The sequence below is a fragment of the Streptomyces sp. NPDC046915 genome, from assembly GCF_040644935.1.
GTDB lineage: Bacteria > Actinomycetota > Actinomycetes > Streptomycetales > Streptomycetaceae > Streptomyces.
On the sequence record NZ_JBEYXB010000017.1, the window covers coordinates 50,727 to 68,197 of the forward strand.

At 71.4% G+C, this 17,471-nt stretch carries 13 protein-coding genes and 3 pseudogenes; 10 read left to right on the forward strand and 6 right to left on the reverse strand.

All coding sequences use genetic code 11. The annotated features are described in order from the left end of the window. Positions 1-65 precede the first annotated feature (65 nt). Complete coding sequence (locus ABZ915_RS35070; protein ID WP_361811694.1) at positions 66-1,484, forward strand: sugar porter family MFS transporter; 1,419 nt, start codon at positions 66-68, stop codon at positions 1,482-1,484. 127 nt (positions 1,485-1,611) lie between these two features. Here the strand turns inward: ABZ915_RS35070 and ABZ915_RS35075 are convergent, their stop codons facing one another. Next, positions 1,612-1,971 carry a hypothetical protein gene (locus ABZ915_RS35075; protein ID WP_361811697.1) on the reverse strand — a complete coding sequence of 120 codons (360 nt, stop codon included), beginning with the start codon at positions 1,969-1,971 and terminating at the stop codon, positions 1,612-1,614. 53 nt (positions 1,972-2,024) lie between these two features. Then, on the reverse strand, positions 2,025-2,996 hold the full coding sequence (locus ABZ915_RS35080; RefSeq protein ID WP_361811699.1) for an LLM class flavin-dependent oxidoreductase: 972 nt from the start codon (positions 2,994-2,996) through the stop codon (positions 2,025-2,027). A 102-nt stretch (positions 2,997-3,098) separates the two neighbouring features. Between ABZ915_RS35080 and ABZ915_RS35085 the strand changes: the two genes are divergently transcribed. Together ABZ915_RS35085 and ftsY are read left to right on the forward strand one after the other, a co-directional pair. After that, positions 3,099-3,308 carry a hypothetical protein gene (locus ABZ915_RS35085; RefSeq protein WP_361811702.1) on the forward strand — a complete coding sequence of 70 codons (210 nt, stop codon included), beginning with the start codon at positions 3,099-3,101 and terminating at the stop codon, positions 3,306-3,308. Between the two features lie 31 nt (positions 3,309-3,339). Next, positions 3,340-4,542, forward strand: a complete 1,203-nt coding sequence (gene ftsY, locus ABZ915_RS35090; protein ID WP_361811705.1) for a signal recognition particle-docking protein FtsY — start codon at positions 3,340-3,342, stop codon at positions 4,540-4,542. A 180-nt stretch (positions 4,543-4,722) separates the two neighbouring features. Here ftsY and ABZ915_RS35095 read toward each other — a convergent pair. Next, positions 4,723-4,998 (reverse strand): annotated as a pseudogene (locus tag ABZ915_RS35095) (SAM-dependent methyltransferase); the annotation flags it as partial. On the opposite strand from ABZ915_RS35095, the pseudogene ABZ915_RS35100 reads away from it, so the two are divergent. Further along, a pseudogene (locus ABZ915_RS35100) lies at positions 4,995-5,120 on the forward strand (IS982 family transposase); the annotation flags it as partial. The pseudogenes ABZ915_RS35095 and ABZ915_RS35100 overlap by 4 nt on opposite strands. Before the next feature lie 54 nt (positions 5,121-5,174). On the opposite strand, the pseudogene ABZ915_RS35105 reads toward ABZ915_RS35100, so the two are convergent. Together ABZ915_RS35105 and ABZ915_RS35110 are read right to left on the reverse strand one after the other, a co-directional pair. After that, a pseudogene (locus ABZ915_RS35105) lies at positions 5,175-5,621 on the reverse strand (helix-turn-helix domain-containing protein); the annotation flags it as partial. Positions 5,622-5,722: 101 nt separating this feature from the next. Further along, entirely contained in the window at positions 5,723-6,379 is a 657-nt protein-coding gene (locus tag ABZ915_RS35110) for a bifunctional DNA primase/polymerase (protein ID WP_361811708.1), read from the reverse strand. 478 nt (positions 6,380-6,857) lie between these two features. Between ABZ915_RS35110 and ABZ915_RS35115 the strand changes: the two genes are divergently transcribed. The 6 genes from ABZ915_RS35115 to ftsH all read left to right on the forward strand — a co-directional run bounded on the left by ABZ915_RS35115 (position 6,858) and on the right by ftsH (position 16,579). Continuing rightward, positions 6,858-8,336 carry a hypothetical protein gene (locus ABZ915_RS35115; protein WP_361811711.1) on the forward strand — a complete coding sequence of 493 codons (1,479 nt, stop codon included), beginning with the start codon at positions 6,858-6,860 and terminating at the stop codon, positions 8,334-8,336. A gap of 400 nt (positions 8,337-8,736) precedes the next feature. Further along, a complete protein-coding gene (locus tag ABZ915_RS35120) occupies positions 8,737-10,077 on the forward strand; it encodes an ammonium transporter (RefSeq protein ID WP_361811714.1) in 1,341 nt (446 codons plus the stop codon). Next, positions 10,074-10,412, forward strand: a complete 339-nt coding sequence (locus ABZ915_RS35125) for a P-II family nitrogen regulator (RefSeq protein WP_039656487.1) — start codon at positions 10,074-10,076, stop codon at positions 10,410-10,412. The genes ABZ915_RS35120 and ABZ915_RS35125 overlap by 4 nt, the downstream gene beginning before the upstream one ends. Before the next feature lie 33 nt (positions 10,413-10,445). Then, positions 10,446-12,893, forward strand: coding sequence for a [protein-PII] uridylyltransferase (locus tag ABZ915_RS35130; RefSeq protein WP_361811717.1), 2,448 nt, complete (start codon positions 10,446-10,448; stop codon positions 12,891-12,893). A gap of 90 nt (positions 12,894-12,983) precedes the next feature. Then, positions 12,984-14,537 carry a signal recognition particle protein gene (gene ffh, locus ABZ915_RS35135; RefSeq protein ID WP_361811720.1) on the forward strand — a complete coding sequence of 518 codons (1,554 nt, stop codon included), beginning with the start codon at positions 12,984-12,986 and terminating at the stop codon, positions 14,535-14,537. Between the two features lie 95 nt (positions 14,538-14,632). Further along, entirely contained in the window at positions 14,633-16,579 is a 1,947-nt protein-coding gene (ftsH, locus tag ABZ915_RS35140) for an ATP-dependent zinc metalloprotease FtsH (RefSeq protein WP_361811723.1), read from the forward strand. A 19-nt stretch (positions 16,580-16,598) separates the two neighbouring features. Here the strand turns inward: ftsH and ABZ915_RS35145 are convergent, their stop codons facing one another. Beyond that, positions 16,599-17,432: a methyltransferase domain-containing protein gene (locus ABZ915_RS35145; RefSeq protein WP_361811726.1), complete on the reverse strand. Its 834-nt coding sequence runs from the start codon at positions 17,430-17,432 to the stop codon at positions 16,599-16,601. Positions 17,433-17,471 lie beyond the last annotated feature (39 nt).

Here is a 17,471-nt window from a genome sequence, read left to right on the forward strand (position 1 = left end):
AGGTCTCGCCTGAAAGGACTCACCCCACGTCGGCAGCGTTGCCGGCGGCCCGAGGAGTTGTACACGTGACCAGCGCAGAGCAGGCACTCAAGTCAGGAGCCAGGACGGCTCAGCCCGATCATCTCGGGCACGTCATCTTCATCGCTGCGGCGGCCGCGATGGGCGGCTTCCTCTTCGGCTACGACAGCTCCGTGATCAACGGCGCCGTCGAGGCCATCCGGGGCCGCTACGACATCGGCTCCGCCGCCCTGGCCCAGGTCATCGCCATCGCCCTGATCGGCTGTGCCGTCGGCGCCGCGACCGCCGGGCGCATAGCCGACCGGATCGGCCGCATCCGCTGCATGCAGATCGCCGCCGTCCTGTTCACGGTCAGCGCCGTCGGCTCCGCCCTGCCCTTCGCGCTGTGGGACCTCGCCTTCTGGCGCGTCGTCGGCGGCTTCGCCATCGGCATGGCCTCCGTCATCGGCCCCGCCTACATCGCAGAGGTCGCCCCGCCCGCCTACCGCGGCCGCCTCGGCTCCTTCCAGCAGGCCGCGATCGTCGTCGGCATCGCCATCTCCCAGCTGGTCAACTGGGGCCTGCTCAACGCCGCCGGCGGCGACCAGCGCGGCAAGCTGATGGGCCTCGAGGCCTGGCAGGTCATGCTCGGCGTCATGGTCGTCCCCGCCGTCCTGTACGGCCTGCTCTCCTTCGCGATCCCCGAGTCCCCGCGCTTCCTGATCTCGGTCGGCAAGCACGACCGCGCCCGCGAGATCCTCGCCGACGTCGAGGGCCGGGAAGTCGATCTGACCGCCCGCATCGCCGAGATCGAGCACGCCATGAACCGCGAGGAGAAGTCGAGCTTCCGCGACCTGCTCGGCGGTGGCTTCTTCTTCAAGCCGATCGTCTGGGTCGGCATCGGCCTGTCCGTCTTCCAGCAGTTCGTCGGCATCAACGTCGCGTTCTACTACTCCTCGACGCTGTGGCAGTCGGTCGGCGTCGACCCGGCGGACTCGTTCTTCTACTCCTTCACGACGTCGATCATCAACATCCTCGGCACCGTGATCGCGATGATCTTCGTGGACCGCATCGGCCGCAAGCCGCTCGCGCTCATCGGCTCGATCGGCATGGCCGTCGGCCTCGCCCTGGAGGCCTGGGCCTTCTCCTACGACCTCGTCGGCGGCAAGCTGCCGGCCGCCCAGGGCTGGACCGCGCTGATCGCCGCCCACGTGTTCGTCCTCTTCTTCGCCCTCTCCTGGGGTGTGGTCGTCTGGGTCATGCTCGGCGAGATGTTCCCGAACAAGATCCGCGCCGCCGCCCTGGGCGTGGCCGCCGCCGCGCAGTGGATCGCCAACTGGGCCATCACCGCGAGCTTCCCGTCGCTGGCCGACTGGAACCTCTCCGTGACCTACGTGATCTACACGGCCTTCGCCGCCCTCTCCATCCCGTTCGTCCTGAAGTTCGTCAAGGAGACGAAGGGCAAGGCGCTGGAGGAGATGGGCTGAGCCTCGGCACAGGCCCCGCGAACTCGAGGAGAAGGGCCAAGTCCCCGCTGCCCCTCTCCTCGTACCTTCCGCCGCCCCCGGTCCGGCCACTGCCCGGACCGGGGGCGGCGGTCTCGTACGGGCGCGGTCACCAGATGAGGACTCGGGCGCCGATCTGCTGAGCGCGCAGGGTCGCCGCCTCGATGTTGTCCAGGCGGCTGACGACGTGCGACGGATGCAGTTCGACCGCCGCGCAGATCACGTCCATACGGGCCCGCAACAGGGCGATCTCCTCCAGGAACAGCGGCAGCTCCTCGGTCGGGACCTCCATCCAGTCACCGTCGAGCAGGGGGAGGTACCGGGCCCCCAGTGAGCGCACCACGTCCGAGCCCCACACCTTCTCGCGCCAGGACTCGAACCCGGCCGAGTCGTCGCACCCGTCCGGCGTGTCGAGCACGTCGAACTCCCCGTTCGGTCCTCTGAGGACCACATCCACGTTGAGGCTCACGGACCCAGTGGAGCATCGCCGGACCCGACCGGGCCACCGGTTATCGCCGCAGGTCAGCCACCCAGCGCCGGAACCACCCGCTCCGCGAACAGCCGCAGGCTCCGCCACCCCTCCGCCACCGGCATCCCGCCCGCCAGCGGATGCAGCACGAGGTTGTCCAGCCCCTGCGCCACGCACTCGTCAGGCGTGAGGATCCGGTACACGCCCTCCGCCCGCAGCTCCTCCACCGTCGTGGCCGCCGACCGCACCGCCGAGTGCATGCCGGCGGACTGCCAGGAGGCGTACGTCCGCGCCTCGTGCAGGAAGTGGCCGCCGTACTCGGCCCAGGCGCGGTCCGGGTCCTCGGCGATGTGCAACAGCGGCGTCTCGGCGGCGGGCATCATCGTCCAGCCCTCGGTGCCGTACTCGACGAGCCGCTCTTTGTAGTACGCCTCCAGCTCGGGCAGGTGCGCGCTGGGGAAGAACGGCAGCCCGAGCCGCGCGGCCCGGCGGGCGGCGGCCTTGGAGGAACCGCCGACCAGGAGCAGCGGGTGCGGTTCGGTGAGCGGGCGCGGGGTGACCCGTACGGTACGCCCCCGGTGCTCGAACTCCTCGCCGGTCCAGGCCCTGAGCAGGGTCTCGAGCAGCTCGTCCTGGAGCCGGCCGCGCCGCTTCCACTCCACGTCGAACAGGGCGTACTCCTCGGGCCGGTACCCGATCCCGGCCACCGTGACCAGCCGGCCGCCGCTCAGCAGGTCCAGCACGGCGATCTCCTCCGCCAGCCGCAGCGGATCGTGCAGCGGGCCGATGATCGCCGACACCGTGACCGCGATCCGCCGGGTCGCCCCGAACACCGCGCCCGCGAAGACGAAGGGCGACGGCAGCCAGTTGTTCTCGGCCCCGTGGTGCTCCTCCGTCTGCACGGTGGTGACCCCCCGCTCGTCGGCGTACGCGGCCATCTCCAGGGCCGCCCGGTAGCGGGCGCCGAGAGCGGCGGGGGAGGCGCCGGGTTCGACGAGGTTGAAACGTACGACCGTGACGGGCATGGGGTCCCCCTTCACCGGGTGGGCGGGGTCGGTGCGGGGACAGTAGCTGACGGGCCGTCAGATGGCCATGGGGGCGACGCCGGCCCGTCGTACGCTCGCCCCATGACCGCATCCGAACCCACCGACCCGCGGGCGGAGGCCGCCCAGGGGCGTGTCGCGCTCTGGCTCGACCCGGAGGACCTGCGTTGGCTCGCCCGGCACTGCTGCTGCGCCGAGGACGCGCCCGAGGAGGCGCGGGACCGCTGCGGCCGTCTCCGCTTCCGCGCGAGCGCGGCGCTGCACAAGGCGCACCGGGCCGCTCCGCCCGGCTGAGCCCGGGGCAGGGATGGATACTGGTCCCGTTATGGAAACCATCATCCTTGTTGTAGTCATCGCCGTGGTCGTGCTCGCCGCGCTCGGTGGGCTCGTCGTCGGCAGCCGGCGGAAGAAGCCGCTGCCCCCGCCGCCCCCCAGTACGCCCGACATCACCGCGCCCCCGGCCGAGCCGCACGTCGGCGACGAGGCCGAGACGCCGCGCGAGGAGCCGCGCCGGACGATCGAGGAGGTGGACCTCCCGGGCGGCCCGGCACCGGTCGTCGTGGAGGAGCCCCCGGCCGCCGAGGCTCCCGCGATCGAGATCCCGGAGCCCACCGCCGGCCGCCTGGTGCGCCTGCGCGCCCGCCTCTCCCGCTCGCAGAACGCCCTCGGCAAGGGCCTGCTGACCCTGCTCTCCCGCGAGCACCTCGACGAGGAGACCTGGGAGGAGATCGAGGACACGCTGCTCACCGCCGACGTCGGTGTGCTGCCCACCCAGGAGCTGGTCGAACAGTTGCGCGAGCGGGTCAAGGTGCTCGGCACCCGCACCCCCGCGGAGCTGCGCGGTCTGCTGCGCGAAGAGCTGGTCAAGCTGGTCGGCACCGAGTTCGACCGCACGGTCAAGACGGAACCCGAGGACCGCAAGCCCGGCATCGTGATGGTCGTGGGCGTCAACGGCACCGGCAAGACCACCACCACCGGCAAGCTCGCCCGTGTCCTGGTGGCCGACGGCCGCACCGTCGTCCTCGGCGCCGCCGACACCTTCCGGGCCGCCGCCGCCGACCAGCTCCAGACCTGGGGCGAGCGCGTGGGCGCCTACACCGTGCGCGGGCCCGAGGCCGGTGACCCCGCCTCCGTCGCCTTCGACGCGGTCAAGGAGGGCAAGGAGATGGGGGTCGACGTGGTCCTCATCGACACCGCCGGCCGGCTGCACACCAAGACCGGTCTCATGGACGAGCTCGGCAAGGTCAAGCGCGTGGTCGAGAAGCACGCGCCGCTCGACGAGGTGCTGCTCGTCCTCGACGCCACCACCGGCCAGAACGGTCTCGTGCAGGCCCGCGTCTTCGCCGAGGTCGTCGACATCACCGGCATCGTGCTGACCAAGCTGGACGGCACCGCCAAGGGCGGCATCGTGGTCGCGGTCCAGCGCGAGCTGGGCGTGCCGGTCAAGCTGATCGGTCTCGGCGAGGGCGCGGACGACCTGGCGCCGTTCGAGCCGGAGGCGTTCGTTGACGCCCTTATCGGGGAGTGACCCCACCCACCTGCCGACACCGGTACGTGGCCCACGAAGCGCCCGCCCCCGAACAACAGCGGGGGACGGGCGCTTCGCCGTTCGAGCGGGACGGCGCCAGGGGCTGGACGAGTAGTTCCAAAGTGGGGTGTGGTTGCGGGGGTGTGGTTGCGGCCCGCAGGCAACCGGGCAGCCCAAGGGTCAGGCGCGGTGGGCGGCCCAGATGGTGCGCTCGGTGCGTACGGCGAGGTCGTTGCGGTGCAGGACGCTGTGCGGGCTGTTGACATCTAGGAGTTCGTCGAGGGCGGCGAGGTCCTCAGGGCTGAGTGCGGGTGCGGCGGCGCTGCGGATACGTTGCAGGCTGCCGTGGGCGTAGCGGCCGACGGCCTCGCTGCGGTTGCCCGCGATGTTGACGGTGATGGTGCGTTCGTCCTCGACGTTGAATCCGGCGGCGGCCAGCATCGGCCCCCAGTCTGCTGGGCTTCGCCTCGGAGGCCCGCTGGCTGCGGTTCGCCCGGACCAACCTCACGTCGATGTTTCCGTATCTGCCCCAGCGGCCCGGATACAACAAGCGGCTTCGCTCGGCGTTGCCGCTGGTCAAGAAAGCAATACGACTGCTGGCCACGGACACGGACTTCTGGTTCGACAACCACTGAAGCACAGCCAGGCGTCGAGCGCCGCCCCTGACCTTCCACCTGGGGCCAGGTCTCCTTCACCCAGCCCGCCACGGCCTCCTCCGCCGACAGCGTCATGCTCTTGTGGAACCGGCGCCCGATCAGCGTTTTGATCCGTGCCAGCGTCCAGGTCTGGTCCGGCCAGCCGTGCGCGACCGGCCCCTTGGCGAGCTCCTGCTCGAGCACGGCGAACAGGGACTCACTCAGCTTGGGCCGTGAGACCGGTCCGGCGGACCGCAGCCCCTCGGCGCCGGCGTCGTGCCAGGCCCGGCGCCAGCGCCGCACCGAGCGCACACTCACCCGTAAGTCCTTGGCGACCTCGGTGTTGGAGGCACCGGCAGCGAATCGTTCCGCGGCCTCCAGCCGGATCCGCTCACGAAACGTCTGCCGTTCAGGCGTCAGCCCACCACCCTGCGGATACCTCACACAACCGGCATACCGCGACGATCACACATCGTCAGCCCCCAACGACATCACGCCATAAAGGTCAGTAACCACATCGGAACTACTCATCTAGTGCCGCGGCACTAGGCCCGTGACCGGTGCGCCACGTACGCCAGGGTTCCCAGCAGCAGGCGGGCCGCCGGAGGCTTCGTCGCCGCGTCCAGTGCGGGGGGCCGCAGCCAGCGCACCGGGCCCAGGCCGGCCCGGTCGGAGGGCGGCGCGGTGATGTGCGTACCGGGGCCGAGGCCGCGCAGGTCGAGGGCGGAGGGGTCGTCCCAGCCCAGCCGGTACAGCAGTGCGGGCAGCTCCGCGGCGGCGCCCGGGGCGACGAGGAAGTGGGCGCGGCCGTCCGGGGTCGCGGTGACCGGGCCGAGGGGGATGCCCATGCGCTCCAGGCGGGCCAGCGCCCGGCGGCCGGCCGGCTCGGCGACCTCGATCACGTCGAACGCCCGCCCGACCGGCAGCATCACGGCGGCACCCGGGAACTCGGCCCAGGCCTTGGTCGCCTCGTCCAGCGTGGCCCCGGCGGAGACCCGCGGCGCGAACGCGAGGGGGTGCGCGCCCGGCGCGGGGCAGTCGGCGCGGCCGCAGGAGCAGGCGCCCGCCGAGGCCCGCGCGCCCGGCACCACGTCCCAGCCCCACAGTCCGGTGAACTCGGCGACGGCGGTGCACTCCGACGAGCGGCCGCGCCGACGTGCGCCGGAGCGGATCTCGCGGATGCCGCCGATCGTGAACTCCATGCCCCCTCCAACGGGTCCAACATGCCGGTGGTTACGCGGCGGAACTGGGCGGAGACGGAAAGTGACCTCCGAAGCTCCGCCTTCCCCTCTTCCCGCTTGTTGCAGACGATTTCCCGCTTGTCGCGGACGGCGTCCGGAAGCGCTCAGGGTCGTACGCCCGGCCGCGCGCGCCCCTGGATGCATCGCTTCATCACTTCTGGCTGTCCTGTGTCAAGTGAATCGTGCCTGGCCGACCGTTAGTTCATTCGAAGGGGTGGCGAATGGTGGCGTTTACGGGATCGTCGTGGCTGCGTCGGTGATCGTAGGATTACGGTGTGTGCACGAGTCCTGGGGGCACATGCACTCGTGGGTATGCCGGAGGCAAGTCGGCATCTCGTTCGAAGGGTGAGAACCGCCGGACGGGAGGCCGTATTTACCGGCATTCTGATAAGGCTTGGCGCAGGCGGCGACAAGTGGTCTCAGGGATGGGGGCGTTCCAGTGGGCGGCAACGGCGGTAGTGGGACGAACGCTGACAAGCGCCCCAACGAGCTGCTCGGTTCGTGGTTCGTGCGCAGCGGCTGGTCCAAGGGCGAACTCGCCCGCCAAGTGAACCGCCGGGCACGCCAGTTGGGCGCCAACCACATCTCCACGGACACCTCGCGGGTGCGCCGCTGGCTGGACGGGGAGAACCCGCGCGAACCGATCCCCAGGATCCTCTCCGAGCTGTTCTCCGAGCGGTTCGGCTGCGTCGTCTCCGTCGAGGACCTCGGTCTGCGCGCCGCCCGCCAGTCACCCTCCGCATCCGGCGTGGACCTGCCCTGGACGGGCCCGCAGACGGTGGCACTGCTCAGCGAGTTCTCGCGCAGCGACCTGATGCTGGCGCGGCGCGGCTTCCTCGGAACCTCGCTGGCCCTGTCCGCGGGCCCGTCGCTCATCGAGCCGATGCAGCGCTGGCTCGTCCCCTCGCCGTCCACGCCCGGCCCGCACCGGCCCGAGCCCGTCGTCGAGCCCCGCCGTCCGGGCCGCCTGTCCAAGCCGGAGCTGGACCTGCTGGAGTCCACCACGGTGATGTTCCGGCAGTGGGACGCGCAGTGCGGCGGGGGTCTGCGCCGCAAGGCCGTCGTCGGCCAGCTGCACGAGGTCACCGACCTCCTCCAGGAACCCCAGCCCGAGACCACCACCCGCAAGCTCTTCCAGGTCGCCGCCGAGCTCGCCGAGCTCGCGGGCTGGATGTCGTACGACGTGGGGCTCCAGCCCACCGCGCAGAAGTACTTCGTCCTCGCCCTGCACGCCGCCAAGGAAGCCGGTGACAAGCCGCTCGGCTCCTACGTCCTGTCCAGCATGAGCCGCCAGATGATCCACCTCGGCCGGCCCGACGACGCTCTGGAACTGATCCACCTCGCGCAGTACGGCAGCCGGGACTGCGCCGGCCCGCGCACCCAGGCCATGCTGTATGCGATGGAGGCCCGCGCCTACGCCAACATGGGCCAGCCCGGCAAGTGCAAGCGGGCGGTGCGGATGGCCGAGGACACCTTCGCCGAGGCCGACGAGTGGGACGACCCCGACCCCGACTGGATCCGCTTCTTCTCCGAGGCCGAGCTGTTCGCGGAGAACTCCCACTCCTTCCGCGACCTCGCCTATATCGCGGGCCGCAGCCCCACCTACGCCTCCCTGGCCGAACCCCTGATGCAGCGGGCCGTGGAGCTGTTCACAAAGGACCACGAGCACCAGCGGTCGTACGCGCTGAACCTCATCGGCATGGCCACCGTGCACCTGCTGCGCCGTGAGCCCGAGCAGAGCGCGGTCCTGGCCTCGCAGGCCATGCACGTGGCCAAGAAGGTCCGCTCCGAGCGGGTGAACACCCGTATCCGGAAGACCGTCGACACCGCCGTCCGTGACTTCGGCGACCTCACCGAGGTCATCGAGCTCAGCGACCAGCTCGCCGTCGATCTCCCGGAGACCGCCGAAGCGGTCTGACCCCGCGAAACCCCGGCCGCGGCCGGCCCTCCCGAACTGTCCGACTCGGCTCCCCCATGCCAGGTCATCGGAAGGCCGTCCGCGGCCGGTTGCCCCCTTTCGCGCCTGAGCCGGCGCCGCTCTCGCGGCCGTGGCTGATCGCCGTGGGGGTTCCTCAATCGATGGTCACGGTTGTCCCGGTCCAAGATTGCGCCACGATAACGATCGGCGCGGGCGGCATCTCGCAATTCACCGACGCGTAACACGCACGGCGTCTTCGTCACCCCGGCGAAACAACGAGGGGCCTCCACCGAAACGGCGCTGCGCCAATCTCATGGCGCATAACCGGCCCACCCCTCACTGACCGGACCGCTCAAGGCTTCGCCCGCACGGGGCCGTACCAATCGACGAGGAGACGCCGATGGCACCAGCCATCACGCTTGCCGCGGAGGCACCCAAGCTGTCTGCCGCGAACACAGGCTTCATGCTCATCTGTTCCGCCCTGGTACTGCTCATGACACCCGGACTCGCCTTCTTCTACGGAGGCATGGTCCGCGTCAAGAGCACCCTGAACATGCTGATGATGAGCTTCATCAGCATCGGGATCGTCACGATCCTGTGGGTCCTCTACGGCTTCTCCCTCGCCTTCGGCACGAACAACAGCCTCATCGGCTGGAACCCGGACTGGTTCGGCCTCAGCAACATCGGGCTGACGGAGCTGTGGGACGGCTACACCATCCCGATCTTCGTCTTCATGGTCTTCCAGCTGATGTTCGCGGTGATCACACCGGCCCTGATAAGCGGCGCCCTCGCCGACCGCGTCAAGTTCTCGGCCTGGTCGCTGTTCGTCGCCCTGTGGCTCACGGTCGTCTACGTCCCGGTCGCCCACTGGGTGTGGGGCGCCGACGGCTGGGCCTTCAAGCTCGGTGTGATCGACTTCGCCGGTGGTACGGCGGTCCACATCAACGCCGGTGCCGGCGCCCTCGGCGTCATCCTGGTCATCGGCAAGCGCGTCGGCTTCAAGAAGGACCCGATGCGCCCGCACAGCCTCCCGCTGGTCATGCTCGGTGCCGGTCTGCTGTGGTTCGGCTGGTTCGGCTTCAACGCGGGCTCCTGGCTCGGCAACGACGACGGCGTCGGCGCGCTGATGTTCGTCAACACGCAGGTCGCCACCGCCGCCGCCATGCTGGCCTGGCTCGCCTACGAGAAGATCCGCCACGGCGCGTTCACCACGCTGGGCGCCGCCTCCGGCGCGGTCGCCGGTCTGGTCGCGATCACCCCGTCCGGTGGCGCGGTCTCCCCGCTCGGCGCGATCGCCGTCGGCGCCATCGCCGGTGTCGCCTGCGCCGCGGCCGTCAGCCTGAAGTTCAGGTTCGGCTACGACGACTCCCTCGACGTCGTCGGCGTCCACATGGTCGGCGGCATCATCGGCTCCCTGCTCATCGGCTTCTTCGCCACCGGCAAGGGCCAGTCCACCGCGACCGGTGTCCTCTACGGCGACCACACCTTCACCCAGCTGTGGAAGCAGTGCGCCGGTGTCGGTGCGGTCCTCGCCTACTCCCTGATCGCCTCCGCGATCCTCGCCTTCCTCCTCGACAAGACCATCGGCATGCGGGTCACGGAGGACGAGGAGGTGTCCGGCATCGACCAGGCCGAGCACGCCGAGACCGCATACGACTTCAGCGGCGCCGGCGGCGGTGTCGTCGGATCTGTCGCCGGTTCGGCCCTGGCCGCCGCGCAGAGCAAGAAGGTGGACGCATGAAGCTCATCACCGCCGTCGTCAAGCCCCACCGGCTCGACGAGATCAAGGAGGCCCTCCAGGCCTTCGGCGTCCACGGACTGACGGTCACCGAAGCGAGCGGTTACGGTCGTCAGCGGGGCCACACCGAGGTCTACCGCGGTGCCGAGTACACCGTCGACCTGGTGCCCAAGATCCGCATCGAGGTGCTGGCCGAGGACGACGACGCCGAACAGCTGATCGAGGTCGTCGTCAAGGCGGCCCGCACCGGCAAGATCGGTGACGGCAAGGTCTGGTCCCTGCCGGTCGAGACGGCCGTACGGGTGCGCACCGGCGAGCGCGGCCCGGACGCGCTGTAGAACAACCGTCTGAATGCAGTCAGGAGCGGCTGGGTGACGAGTACGGATGTGCGGAACGAAGCGGATGACTCGGGACCCAGCGGCTACGCGGCGGCCCGGCTGCGCCTCCTCGGTGAGGGGGCGCGGTCCGGGCCGCCGCGCCGTGCGGCCCTCGCCGAGCTGACCGACGACTGGCTGTCGGGGCTGTTCACCGCGGCGGCCGACGGACTCAGGGGCGTCTCCCTCGTCGCCGTCGGCGGCTACGGGCGCGGCGAGCTGTCCCCGCGCAGCGACCTCGACCTGCTCCTGCTGCACGACGGCGGCGACACCAAGGCGGTGGCCGCCCTCGCCGACCGGCTCTGGTACCCGGTCTGGGACCTCGGCCTCGCCCTCGACCACTCCGTGCGCACCCCGGCGGAGGCCCGTAAGACAGCCGGTGAGGACCTCAAGGTCCAGCTCGGCCTCCTCGACGCCCGCCATCTCGCCGGTGACCTCGGCCTCACCGCCGGTCTGCGCACGACGGTGCTGGCCGACTGGCGCAACCAGGCGCCGAAACGTCTCCCCGAACTCCAGGAACTGTGCGCCGAGCGCGCCGAACGCCAGGGTGAGCTCCAGTACCTGCTGGAGCCCGACCTCAAGGAGGCGAGGGGCGGTCTGCGGGACGCCACCGCCCTGCGCGCGGTCGCCGCCTCCTGGCTGGCCGACGCCCCGCGCGAGGGCCTCGCGGACGCCCGGCGGAGCCTGCTGGACGTACGCGACGCCCTGCACCTGACCACGGGCCGGGCCACCGACCGGCTGGCCTTGCAGGAGCAGGACCAGGTGGCCGCCGACCTCGGCCTGCTCGACGCCGACACCCTGCTGCGCCAGGTGTACGAGGCCGCACGGGTCATCTCGTACGCCAGCGACGTCACCTGGCGCGAAGTGGGGCGCGTGCTACGGTCACGCGCCGTACGCCCGCGCCTGCGCGCCATGCTGGGCGGCGGCAAGCCGGTCCCGGAGCGGTCCCCGCTGGCCGAGGGGGTCGTAGAGCAGGACGGCGAGGTGGTGCTCGCCCGCGCCGCACGACCCGAACGCGACCCCGTGCTGCCGCTGCGCGCCGCGGCCGCCGCCGCACAGGCCGGCCTCCCGCTCTCCCTGCACGCCGTCCGCCGCATGGCGGCACACGGGCGCCCCCTGCCCACGCCCTGGCCCGCGGAGGCGCGCGAACAGCTGGTCACGCTGCTCGGCTCGGGCCGCCCGACGGTGGACGTCTGGGAGGCACTGGAGGCCGAGGGCCTGATCACCCGGCTCCTGCCCGACTGGGAACGGGTCCGCTGCCGCCCGCAGCGCAACGCCGTCCACCTCTGGACCGTCGACCGGCATCTGATCGAGACCGCCGTCCGCGCCTCCGAGCTGACCCGCCGCGTCAGCCGCCCCGACCTGCTCCTGGTCGCCGCGCTGCTGCACGACATCGGCAAGGGCTGGCCCGGCGACCACTCCGTGGCCGGCGAGATCATCGCCAAGGACGTCGCGGCCCGGATCGGCTTCGACCGCACCGACGTGGCCGTACTGTCCGCCCTCGTACGCCACCATCTGCTCCTCGTCGAGACCGCCACCCGGCGGGACCTGGAGGACCCGGCCACCGTCCAGTCGGTCGCCGAGGCCGTCGGCACCCAGAGCACGCTGGAACTGCTGCACGCCCTCACCGAGGCGGACGCGCTGGCCACCGGCCCGGCCGCGTGGTCCTCCTGGCGCGGCTCCCTGGTCGCCGACCTGGTGAAGCGGGTCTCCGCCGTCCTCGCCGGGGACACCCCCGACGAGCCCGAGGCCGCCGCGCCCACCGCCGAACAGGAGCGGCTCGCCGTCGAGGCCTTCCGCACCGGCGGGCCGGTCCTCGCACTGCGCGCCCAGCCCGAGCCGCCGGCCGAGGAAGGGCCGGGCGAACCCGAGCCCCTCGGCGTGGAGCTCGTCATCGCCGTACCGGACCAGCCCGGCGTCCTGCCCGCCGTCGCCGGTGTCCTCGCCATGCACCGCCTGACCGTGCGGACCGCGGAGCTCCGCGCACTGGAGCTGCCCGGCGGCTTCGAGGAGGGCTCGGTGCTGCTCCTGAACTGGCGGGTGGCCGCGGAGTACGGCTCCCTGCCCCAGGCGGCCCGGCTGCGCGCCGATCTCGTACGGGCCCTCGACGGCAGCCTCGGCATCGCCGCCCGCCTCGCCGAACGCGACGCCGCCTACCCCCGCCGCCGCGGCTGGGTGGCCCCGCCCCCGCGGGTCACGGTCGCCCCGGCCGCCTCCCACCACGCCACAGTGATCGAGGTCCGCGCCCAGGACGCGCCCGGCCTGCTCTTCCGGATCGGGCGGGCGCTGGAGGAGGCGGGCGTACGGGTGCGCAGCGCGCATGTGTCGACCCTGGGATCCAACGCCGTCGACGCCTTCTACGTCACCGCGCCCAAGGGGGCACCGCTGCCGGGCGAGGAGGCGGCTTCGGTGGCGCGGGCACTGGAGGAGGCGCTGCGGGCGTGACCTTCTGGACAGGCGGGGACGATTGTCTTGCGCGGCCGGATACCCTGGAAGACGCTCAGACTGCCCCCGACTCCGAGGACCGACGCCGCCGTGTTCGATACTCTCTCCGATCGCCTCTCAGCGACTTTCAAGAACCTGCGCGGCAAGGGACGGCTCTCCGAGGCGGACATCGACGCCACGGCCCGCGAGATCCGCATCGCGCTCCTCGAGGCAGACGTGGCGCTGCCCGTCGTGCGGACGTTCATCAAGAACATCAAGGAGAGGGCCCTCGGCGCCGAGGTCTCCCGCGCGCTGAACCCTGCCCAGCAGGTGCTGAAGATCGTCAACGACGAGCTCGTCACCATCCTCGGCGGCGAGACCCGGCGCCTGCGCTTCGCCAAGCAGCCGCCCACCGTGATCATGCTCGCCGGTCTCCAGGGCGCCGGTAAGACCACGCTCGCGGGCAAGCTCGGCCGCTGGCTCAAGGAGCAGGGCCACTCGCCGCTGCTCGTCGCCGCCGACCTCCAGCGCCCCAACGCCGTCAACCAGCTCAGCGTGGTCGCCGAGCGGGCCGGTGTCGCGGTGTACGCGCCCGAGCCGGGCAACGGCGTCGGCGACCCGGTCAAGGTCGCCAAGGACTCCATCGAGCACGCGAGGACCAAGGTCCACGACATCGTGATCGTGGACACCGCCGGCCGCCTGGGCATCGACCAGGAGATGATGCAGCAGGCCGCGGACATCCGCGACGCCGTCAGCCCCGACGAGATCCTCTTCGTCGTCGACGCCATGATCGGTCAGGACGCGGTCAACACCGCGGAGGCCTTCCGCGACGGCGTCGGCTTCGACGGCGTGGTGCTCTCCAAGCTCGACGGCGACGCCCGCGGTGGTGCGGCCCTGTCGATCCGCCAGATCACCGGCAAGCCGATCATGTTCGCGTCGAACGGCGAGAAGCTCGACGACTTCGACGCTTTCCACCCTGACCGGATGGCCTCCCGCATCCTCGACATGGGTGACCTGCTCACCCTGATCGAGCAGGCGGAGAAGACGTTCAGCCAGGAAGAGGCCGAGAAGATGGCCTCCAAGCTGGCGTCCAAGAAGGGCCAGGACTTCACCCTGGACGACTTCCTGGCCCAGATGGAGCAGGTCAGGAAGATGGGCAGCATCAGCAAGCTGCTCGGCATGCTGCCCGGCATGGGCCAGATCAAGGACCAGATCAACAACCTGGACGAGCGGGAAGTCGACCGGGTGGGCGCGATCATCAAGTCGATGACCCCGGGCGAGCGCCAGGACCCGACGATCATCAACGGCTCGCGCCGCGCCCGTATCGCCAAGGGCTCGGGTGTCGAGGTCAGCGCGGTCAAGGGCCTGGTCGAGCGGTTCTTCGAGGCCCGCAAGATGATGTCCCGCATGGCTCAGGGCGGCGGCATGCCCGGCATGCCGGGGATCCCGGGCATGGGCGGCGGTCCCGGCCGGAGCAAGAAGCAGCCGAAGCAGGCCAAGGGCAAGCAGCGCTCCGGCAACCCGATGAAGCGCAAGCAGCAGGAGCAGGAGGCGGCTGCCCGCCGCGCCGCCGGAGCCCAGGGCGCCGGCGCCTTCGGCCTGCCGGGCCAGCAGGCCGGAGAGGACTTCGAACTGCCGGACGAGTTCAAGAAGTTCATGGGCTGACACGCACCCACGCCGTACGCCACTGAGGGCGCCCCTTCCACGAAGGGGCGCCCTCAGCGCGTGCCATGGCCAGCTGTGTGCCGTAACGTCCAGATATGAGCAACGCCGCGCCACCCCCCAGGGTCCCCGACCGCCCGTGGCGCACCGAGGGCACCCCGGACGAGGCGCCACGGCGGCCCGGTGGCAGAAGGCTGCGCGGCCGGTGGTGGGGGCTGGCCGTCACCGCTGTGATCGTCTTCCTGCTGGCGTACGTGGGGCTGAACTACCTCGGCCAGGGCAACGAGCCGACGATCTCGTACACGGAGTTCAGCAGACAGGTCGACGCGGGCAACGTCGCCAAGATCTACTCCAAGGGCGACGCGATCCAGGGGCAGCTCAAGAGCGCCCGCGGCAACCCCGAGGGCGGCGGCCAGTACACCAAGTTCAAGACGCAGCGCCCGGCCTTCGCGAACGACAACCTCTGGCACAGCCTGACCAGCCACGGTGTCACGGTGACCGCGCAGCCGGTGGTGCAGCAGCGCAGCCTGCTGTCCAACCTGCTGCTCTCCCTCGCGCCGCTGGTGGTGCTGGCGGCGGTGTGGATCTTCTTCGCGCGGCGGCTGCGCGCGGGCGGCGGACTGGGCGGCGCCGGGGGCATGCTCGGCCGCAAGGCACCGCCGAGGCCGGTCGAGCTCCGGCCCGGCACCCAGCGCACCACCTTCGCCGACGTGGCCGGCATCGACGAGGTCAAGGGAGAGCTGGACGACGTCGTCGACTTCCTGGAGCACCCCGACGTCTACCGCAGGATGGGCGCGAAGATGCCGCGCGGCGTGCTGCTCGCGGGGCCGCCCGGCACCGGCAAGACCCTGCTGGCGCGGGCCGTGGCGGGTGAGGCGGGGGTGCCGTTCTTCTCGGCCTCCGCCTCGGAGTTCATCGAGATGATCGTGGGCGTCGGCGCCTCCCGTGTCCGTGAGCTGTTCGGGGAGGCGCGCAAGGTGGCCCCGTCGATCATCTTCATCGACGAGATCGACACCATCGGGCGGGCCCGGGGCGGCGGCGCCTCGGTGAGCGGCCACGACGAGCGCGAGCAGACGCTGAACCAGATCCTCACCGAGATGGACGGCTTCTCCGGGTCGGAGGGCGTGGTCGTCATCGCGGCGACGAACCGCGCCGACATCCTGGATCCGGCGCTGACCCGGCCCGGCCGCTTCGACCGGGTGGTCAACGTCTCCCCGCCGGACCGCGGCGGACGCGAGGCCATCCTGCGGATCCACACCCGCGAGATACCGCTCGCCCCCGAGGTGGACCTGGCCCGGGTGGCCCGTACCACCCCGGGCATGACAGGTGCGGATCTGGCCAATCTCGCCAACGAGGCCGTACTGCTCGCGATCAAGCGCAAACAGGAGCAGGTGACCCAGTCCGAGCTCTCGGAAGCCCTGGAGAAGGTGCAGCTGGGCGCCGAACGCACCCTGGTCATGCCCGAGGAGGACCGTCGCCGCACCGCCTACCACGAGAGCGGCCACGCCCTCCTGGGCATGCTCCAGCCCGGCGCCGACCCCGTCCGCAAGGTCACCATCGTGCCGCGCGGCCGGGCCCTCGGGGTGACCATGTCGACCCCCGAGGTGGAGCGGTACGCGCACTCGGAGGAGTACCTGCGCGGCCGCATCATCGGCGCCCTGGGCGGCATGGCGGCGGAAGAGGTGGTCTACGGGGTCGTCACGACGGGGGCGGAGAACGACCTCGAACAGGTCACCAACATCGCGCGCGGGATGGTGGCCCGCTGGGGCATGAGCGAGCGCGTCGGCCGTCTCTCCGCCCTCCCGAGCGACGCCCAGCAGGCGTACGGACTCGCCGCCGCCCCGCACACCCTCGACGTGATCGACGGCGAGATGCGGCGGATCGTCGACGAGTGCTACGAGGAGGCGTGCCGCAAACTGCTCGACCACCGCGGGCGGCTGGACGCCCTCGCCCACGCGCTGCTGGAGCACGAGACGCTGGAGGAGGCGGACGCCTACCGGATCGCCGGGATCAGCCGCCTGACGAAGAACGGGGAGCCCCGGTGAGGACCCGGGCGGCCCCGGCCTAGGGCACGCGGGCGATCAGGTAGCGGAAGATGTTCGGCATCCACACGGTGCCGTCCCCCCGCCGGTACGGGTGCAGCGCCTCCGCCAGCTCCTTGTCCACCCGTTCCCGCTCCGTCGCGGCGACCGCCGTGTCGAGCAGGCCCGTCGACATGAGGCCGCGGGCGGCGCTGTCGAGGTCGGCGTATCCGAACGGGCAGGCGACCCGGCCCGAGCCGTCAGGTTTCAGCCCGGCCCGCTGGGCGACCTCCTCGAGGTCGTCGCGCAGGGCGGAGCGCCACTGGGCCGGCCGGGTGGCCGCCCGCAGCACCGCCGACGTGGCGCAGCGTTCCTGCGGGCCCCAGTCGGCGAGCACCACGGGTGTCCCGCGCGCGGCGAGCGGGGTCGCCTCGGTGAGCAGCTCGCCGAGGTCCTCGGAGCCGGCCGCCAGGGACCCGAGCGGGTCGAAGGCGGTGACCAGGGTGTAGGCGGGGGTGTCCGCGTCGGCCGCGTCCCGGAGTGAGCCGGCGACGGTCCGGGTGCGGGCACGCGCGCGCGTGGTCCAGCCGTCCGGTTGCAGGCGTTGCCGCGCGAGGGCGAGTCGTTCGGGGGAGGAGTCGACACCGGCGACCGCGGCCCCTCTGGAGGCAGCCATCAGCAGGGCGAGTCCGGAGCCGCAGCCGAGGCCCAGCAGCCGTGTGCCAGGGCCTACTTCAAGTCGCTCGTAGACGGCCTCGTAGAGCGGGACCAGCATCCGCTCCTGAATCTCGGACCAGTCACGCGCGCGTGCGCACAGGTTCACGCGGGGAGCCGATCCCACGTGAGACAGGTGTTGCCGCACGAGCGTAGGTGTCATAGGTAAGCGCCCCAATCCGCAGAGAGTTGCCGCTGTGCC